This window comes from Saccharothrix sp. NRRL B-16348, from assembly GCF_001280085.1.
GTDB lineage: Bacteria > Actinomycetota > Actinomycetes > Mycobacteriales > Pseudonocardiaceae > Actinosynnema.
In genome coordinates this window covers 178968-185810 of record NZ_LGED01000114.1, presented here as the reverse complement: position 1 = coordinate 185810, position 6843 = coordinate 178968, and the positions used below count along the sequence as shown (strand labels likewise).

Below are 6843 nucleotides of genomic sequence, written 5' to 3'. Positions count from 1 at the left end.
CTTCCGCTGCCGCACGGTCCGCCGCATCGTGGTGGGCGACCACGTCGCCCTGGTGGGCGAACCGCTGGAGATCCAGCACAACACCGGCAACCCACCCCTGGTCCGCTTCCGGGGCCGGTACACGTCCGTGGCCTGACACCGCGGCCTGGGCCTGAGCGGGCGTTCCTCCGCCGGGGTCAGGCTGCGGACTCGTCGTCCGCGCCATCTGCCGCCGCGGCGGCGAGGAAGCGCAGGACCGCACGCGCCACGGCATCGCTCTGTCGGAAGTTCGGGGCGTTCGTGTTCGGACGCGCGAAAGCCGCGTAAGCCTTGTTCGTGGTGTACGGCCCCACGGCGAACCGCCGCGCGTGCGGTGTGCCGGTGGCGTCGACGATCCGACTGTCGGACGGATCGACCCGAACCATGCCGTCGACGTCGCTCACGTCCCCCGCCGCCGACAGCGACCGGAGCAACGGGTCGGCCGTGTGGGTCAGGGTGTGCACGGGGAGGCGGGCCTCGATCAGGCCTGTCGCGCGGACCACGTGCGACGGGACGCTGCGGCTGCCGGCGAGGAACACTCCCTCCTCGGCACGGACCCAAGTGTCGGCGCCGAGGAAACGAACCACACCCGCGCGGGACAACGCGAGGAGTTCCTCCAGGCGGTCCGGCGGCGGGCCGCTCGCGATCGAGCTGAAGAAGCCGTGCCACCAACCGGTGTCGCCGCGCAGGCGGCCGGACGCGGAGAGGATCGAGAACTGGCCGTAGACGCCGAGCAGCGAGAGGAAGGCGCCCAGGTCGGCGCTGTGCGTCGGGTCCGAGCGGCGGGCCAGATCGGCGGCGGTGTGGGCGCGCAAGAACTCCTGGAAGCCGTCGGACGACGAGAACGCCAAGCCGTCGATGGGGCGGTCCAGCAGTTCGAAGTCGACGCGGTCCGCGGCCGCGGGCACGGCTTCGCGTTCCAGCGCTCGCATGTCGTCGCTGTACCAGTCCAGTTCGGCGAACCGGGCCGAGAACTCCTCCCACGACCGCCGCACGCGGGACCGGTGCGCGGTGAACAGTTCGCGGTAGTGGCCGTACGCGACTTCCTTCGCCATCAAGGGCCAGGCGTGCCACCGGAAATCGACGTCTCCTGGACGTTTCAGCAGCTCGGACGCGAGGAAGAACCGCGGCGGCTCCGGCGGAGCGCCTTGCAAGCGATAGCCGGTCTTGGAGTGGTACGGCGTGCCTCGGCGAGAGCCGACGTGCAGGCGTGGTTCACGGCCGGACCGGAGGTAGTGCAGGGTTCCGCCGACCCGGACGAACCGTCCGCCGCGTCCCTCGCCCAGCAGCACCGCGAGGTCGATGAACGCCAGACCCATGCCCCGCACCACGACGTCCTCGCCCGCGGGCACGACGGACAGGTCCGTGTCGGCCGTGTAGTCCGGCGGCAGGTATGTGAGACCGTGGGCGTCGGCGTAGTCGGCGAGTTCCTGTTGTTCGGGCGCGAGGACGGTGTCCAGGTGCCCCAACGCGAGCACCACCACGTCGGCAACCAGCGGTTCGGCGCGGTCGGCGAGCCAGACCCGCTGGCGCATCTGCGGAGAACCGGTGATGCGCACCACCTTCGTCCGGTGGACGGAGACGGAACTCCCGTCGGGCAGCCGACACCGCGAGCTGGTGGAACCACTTCAGGTACGCGCTCTGCACCCTCCTGCTCGGGAACGACGTGGGCCGCAGCTCCTCCAGCTCGGTTCGAACCGACGACTCCAGCTCCGCCGCGGACAGGTCCGACGCCCACTCGGCCAGGGACGGACCGGGTCGGATCGGGCCTTCGCACGTCACCGACGAGTCGGTGAACGTGGTGACGTCCTCGGCCATGGAGTTCATCCTCAGCAACGGCGACTGCTCGTGCCGCCACACCCGTCCCGAGCCCGCCGCGAACGGGTCGACCAGGTGCACCCGCACCGGTCCGTCGAACAGCTCCGGCGCGTTGGCGCCGATCCGTTCCAGGAGGCCCGAAGCACGCGGCCCGGCACCCACCAGGACGACGGTGCTCATCGCGCCCGGGCCGGGAACGCCACGGCGGCCGTCACGACAGCCTGCCCGCGCCGCGCGCGTAGTAGCGCTCGACGTAGTGCTGACCGACGCCGAGCAGGCTGGTGACGACGACGTACCAGAGGGTGGCCACCAGCAGCAACGGGATGATCAGGTAGTTGCGGTTGTAGATGAGCTGCACCGAGTAGAGCAGGTCCTGCACGGCCAGCACGCTCACGATCGACGTGCCCTTCAGCGTGCCGATGAGCATGTTGCCCCCGGCCGGGATGATCGACCGCATCGCCTGCGGCAGCACGATCCGGCGCAGCACCCGCCCGCGCCGCATGCCCAGCGCCAACGCCGCCTCGGTCTGCCCGGTGTCCACCGACAGGATGCCGCCGCGCACGATCTCGGCGGCGTAGGCGGCCTCGTGCAACACCAGTCCGATGATCACTGACGTCATCGGCCCGATCACCGGCGTGGCGCCGGACAGCGCCGGGTACAGGGCACCGATGTTGAACCAGAACAGCAACTGCACCAGCAGCGGCACGGATCGGAACAGCCAGACGTAACCCCAGCTCACGCCGACCAGCACCGGGTTGCCCGACAGCCGCATCACGGCCAGCACGCCGCCGATCACGAAGCCCAGCACCATCGTCAGCGCGGTCAGCCACAGCGTCAGGCCGAGACCGCGCAGCACAGCCCCGGTGGTGAAGTACCGGGCGACCACGTCCCACTGGAACTGCTCGTTGGTCACCACGGACCACAGCACCACGCCCAGCGCGGCGAGCACGACAGCCGCGGACGCCCAGCGCCAGGGACGCCGGAGCGGGACGATCTCGGCGGCCCCGTGGGCCTGCGGCGGTGAGATGACGGTCGAGGCGCTCATCGGCTGCTCCAGAGCAGGAGGGATCACGACACAGTGCCGCGTCCCTCAACGCCGCGTGGTGATCGTAAGCGGGTGTCTGCGAGGCACGTCAAGGCATTCCGGTATCTGGACACGGGTCGAACCGTCGTTGACGACCACTCGCCCCGCTGCTCCACTGGGATCGTGGAATCCACGCGGCTGGTCATCCGCGGCCACATCGACTTCGGTCGGGTGTGGTCCGCCTCCTGTTCGGGCTGACGCCTGTTCCTGGCTGAGCCCTGTCCGCCGACCTCCCGCGCGCGTCTCCCTCAACGTCGTCGGCGCGTCGGCGTGCCCTCTTTCTCTTCGACGACCCCGAATCGGGGGTCTCCATGCACCAATCACGTGGAAGGTGTCAACGTGCCTGTTGAGTTCCTGGGGATCGGCGGCACCAACGACGGTTCCGAAACGCAACCGCTCAGCGGTCCGTCGTTCGACAAGGACTACACGCTGCGGCTGGCCCGCGCGCACGAAGAACACGGCTGGGACCGGGTGCTGTTCGCCTACGGCTCGGGCTCACCCGAACCCGCCCAGGCCGCCGCGTACATCGCCACCAAGCTGGACAAGCTCCAGATCCTGCTGGCACACCGGCCGAACGTCTCCTACCCGACGTTCGCCGCGAAGACCTTCGCCACGCTCGACCAGATCAGCGACGGCCGGCTGACGGTGCACTTCATCACCGGCGGCACGGACCACGAGCAGCAGCGTGAGGGCGACTACCTGACCAAGGACGAGCGCTACTCGCGCACGCGGGAGTACATCCGCATCGTCAAGAAGGTCTGGACCTCGCGCGAACCCTTCGACCACGACGGCGAACACTACAAGTTCGCCGACTTCCTGAGCGACGTGTTCCCCGTGCAGCAGCCCCGGCCGAACGTGTCGTTCGGCGGCTCCTCCCCCGCCGCGTACCGAGCAGGCGGGGCGGAAGCGGACATCTTCTGCCTGTGGGGCGAGCCGCTGGCCGACACGGCCGCGCAGATCGAGTCCGTGAAGCAGGCCGCGAAGGACGCCGGGCGGACCGACGTGCCGCGCATCCAGGTGGCGTTCCGCCCGATCCTCGGCGCGACCGAGGAGCTGGCGTGGGAGAAGGCGTACCGAACGGTGGACGCGATCAAGGCGCGCACCTCGGGTCACAACCCGTTGACCCGCAGGCACTCGTTGACGAACCCGGAGAACACGGGCTCGCAGCGGCTGCTGGAGATCGCCGAACGGGGCGAGCGCTTCGACCGCGCCCTCTGGACGCCGACCGCCGCCGCGACCGGTGGCGCGGGCAACTCCAACGCCCTCGTCGGCACGCCGGAAACCGTGGCGCAGGCCCTGCTGGACTACTACGACCTGGGCGTGGACATCCTGTCCGCCCGCGGCTACGACATGATCAACGACACGATCGACTTCGGGCGTCACGTGATCCCGATCGTGCGCGAGGAAGTCGCCAAGCGCGAGCGGGAACGTGCCGCGAAGATCGTGGAACCGCGACGCGAGATCGCGGTGGACGGATGACAGCGGTGCGGGGATGACGGCGGACACCCTGGTGGCCCGCCGGGTCCGTTGGGAGGACCCGGCCACCGCGCCGTTGAAGGAGGAGTTGACCCACGAGTACGTGTCCCGCTACGGCGAGCACGCCCGCAAGGAGATGACCCGGTACGACCCGGGCGTCTTCGCGCCGCCACACGGCACGCTCGTGCTGCTGTTCGAGAACGGCGAGGCGGTGGCCGGTGGCGCGTTCATGCGCCACGACGAGCACACCGCGGAGCTGAAGAGGATCTGGACGCACTCCCGGCACCGGCGACGCGGCTTCGCCCGCCGGGTGATCGCCGAACTCGAACGCGACGCCGTCGGGTTCGGCTATCGACGCCTCTACTTGACCACCGGCCCACTACAGCCGGAGGCCAAGGGTTTGTACCTGGCCACGGGCTACACGCCGCTCTTCGACGTGACCGCCGCCCCGCTCACCACCGGCCCCCTGCCGTTCGAGAAGGACCTGAGGTAGCTCATGCGCAGCAGATCCCTGTTGATGCCGACCGCCCTGCTCGCACTGGTGGTCTCCGGGTGCGGCGGCCCGGTGGACGCGCCCGCGTCGGGCGTGCAGCCGACGGCCGACGTGCTGTCGGCGTTGTCGAAGGACGACGCGATCGCCGCGCTGCTGCCGGAGGACGTGCGCGCCGCGGGCGTGGTGAAGTTCGGCTCGTCGGTGGGCGGCCAGCCGCCGTCGTCCTACTACGCCGACGACAACAAGACCGTGCTCGGCTTGGACGTCGACGTGTCCGAGGCGGTGGCGACGATCCTCGGGCTGCGCATCGAACGGGAGGTGGCGAGCTTCGAGACGATCCTGCCGTCGCTGTCCGGCGGCAAGTACGACGTCGGCACCGGCAACTTCGGCGTCACCGAGGCGCGGAAGCAGACGATCGACTTCGTCACCTACATCAACGACGGCCAGGGCTTCGCGGTCCGCGCCGACGACGACCGCGTGCCGAGGGTGGACGGGCTCCTGGCGCTGTGCGGCCTGAAGATCGGAACAGGCGCGGGCACCACGTTCGAGGCGACGTTGGAGCGGGAGAAGCACATCTGCCCCGATGCGGGCAAACCGGAGTACGAGGTGTTCAGCTTCGCCGAGACGGCGGCGATCTACCTCGGTCTGCGACAACGCCACATCGACGTCGTGATGAGCACGATCAACGGCCTGCGCTACGCGGCGGACAACCAGCCGAACCTGAAGTTCCTGGGCGAGTTCAAGCGCCTCGACGTGGGCTTCGCCTTCCCCAAGGGCTCGCCGCTCACGCCCGCGTTCCAGGCGGCGGTGAACAAACTGGTCAAGGACGGCGCCTACCAGCGGATCCTGGACAAGTGGGGCACGCAGGACTCGGCGATCCCCGAGTCGTTGATCAGCCCTCCGGAACACGCCTAGCGGCGGTGCCTGTTACCGTCGTTCGGTGGGGGCTGACTTCATCGTGGAATCGACCGTTGTTCCCAGTGGAGCGGGTGACTTGCGTGCGGTCGTGCGTCGACCGAGGTCCGATCGCCCGGTTCCGGGCCTGGTGTTCGTCGACGGCAGTGGGTGCGGGGGCATCGAGGAGTGGGGCGGCTGGCCCGAGACGATCAGCGAGGTCGGCGTCGCGGTGCTGGTGCACGACAAACCCGGTTGCGGGAAGTCGCCCGGGGACTGGCGGACGCAGTCCTTCGCCGATCGGGCGGCTGAGGCGTTGACCGCGGTCGAGGTGCTGCGCGGGTGGCGCGGTGTCGATCGCCATCGGATCGGCTTGATCGGGTGGAGCCAGGGCGGCTGGGTGTCGCTGCTGGCGGCGAGGACGAGCCCGGAGGCGATCGACCGGGTCGTGACGATCAGCGGTCCCGGCGTGAGCATGGCCGAGCAGGAACGCATGCGCATCGACAGTTGGCTTCGCCGTGACGGGGTGGACGGCGAGGACCACGCTGAAGGCATGGCCTGGGTGGACGAGCAGGCCCGCAGGCTCCGCTCCGGTGAGCCGGCCGCCCAAGTGGTCGACGTTCGGCGGCAGTACGCCGACAGGACCTGGTACGACGTGGTGACCCAGGCCACCGCCACCCCCGCGACGGCGGAGTTCTTCGCGCGCAGCATGGACATCGATCCCGCGGAACTGCTTCCCGAGTTGACCTGTCCCGTGCTCGCGTTGTTCGGCGGAGCCGACGACTCGGTGCCCGTGTCCACCAGCGTGGCCAGGATCGCGGCGGCCCTGCCGGACGTCGAGCGGGGCCGGCACGGAATCGCGGTGTTCCCCGGTGCCGACCACAGCCTGTTCACGGGTGACCCCCGCCCCGGGATCGCTCGGCGCGACCAACTCGCGGCAGGCTTCCTGCCCATGCTCACGGCGTTCGTCCAGCAGTAGGCACTGTCGAAAGAGATCGACGAACACAGAGGCGAACGGGGCCGGTCCGACGGCGACCGGCCCCTCGGTGCGAATCGTCCG

Annotated in this window: 5 protein-coding genes and 1 pseudogene; 4 read left to right on the top strand and 2 right to left on the bottom strand. The window is 69.8% G+C overall.

What is annotated here, in order from left to right:
• Positions 1–176: 176 nt before the first annotated feature.
• Both ADK67_RS13410 and ADK67_RS13405 read right to left on the bottom strand, forming a co-directional pair.
• Positions 177–2016, bottom strand: a pseudogene (locus ADK67_RS13410) (FAD/NAD(P)-binding protein).
• 31 nt (positions 2017–2047) lie between these two features.
• Positions 2048–2881, bottom strand: coding sequence for an amino acid ABC transporter permease (locus tag ADK67_RS13405; RefSeq protein ID WP_053716732.1), 834 nt, complete (start codon positions 2879–2881; stop codon positions 2048–2050).
• A 378-nt stretch (positions 2882–3259) separates the two neighbouring features.
• Between ADK67_RS13405 and ADK67_RS13400 the strand changes: the two genes are divergently transcribed.
• The 4 genes from ADK67_RS13400 (at position 3260) to ADK67_RS13385 (ending at position 6762) form a co-directional block, all read left to right on the top strand.
• Positions 3260–4399, top strand: a complete 1140-nt coding sequence (locus ADK67_RS13400; protein WP_053716758.1) for an LLM class flavin-dependent oxidoreductase — start codon at positions 3260–3262, stop codon at positions 4397–4399.
• Between the two features lie 13 nt (positions 4400–4412).
• Complete coding sequence (locus ADK67_RS13395) at positions 4413–4889, top strand: GNAT family N-acetyltransferase (protein ID WP_053716731.1); 477 nt, start codon at positions 4413–4415, stop codon at positions 4887–4889.
• A 3-nt stretch (positions 4890–4892) separates the two neighbouring features.
• Positions 4893–5804 carry an ABC transporter substrate-binding protein gene (locus tag ADK67_RS13390; RefSeq protein WP_053716730.1) on the top strand — a complete coding sequence of 304 codons (912 nt, stop codon included), beginning with the start codon at positions 4893–4895 and terminating at the stop codon, positions 5802–5804.
• Positions 5805–5895: 91 nt separating this feature from the next.
• A complete protein-coding gene (locus ADK67_RS13385; RefSeq protein WP_197289426.1) occupies positions 5896–6762 on the top strand; it encodes an alpha/beta hydrolase family protein in 867 nt (288 codons plus the stop codon).
• Positions 6763–6843 lie beyond the last annotated feature (81 nt).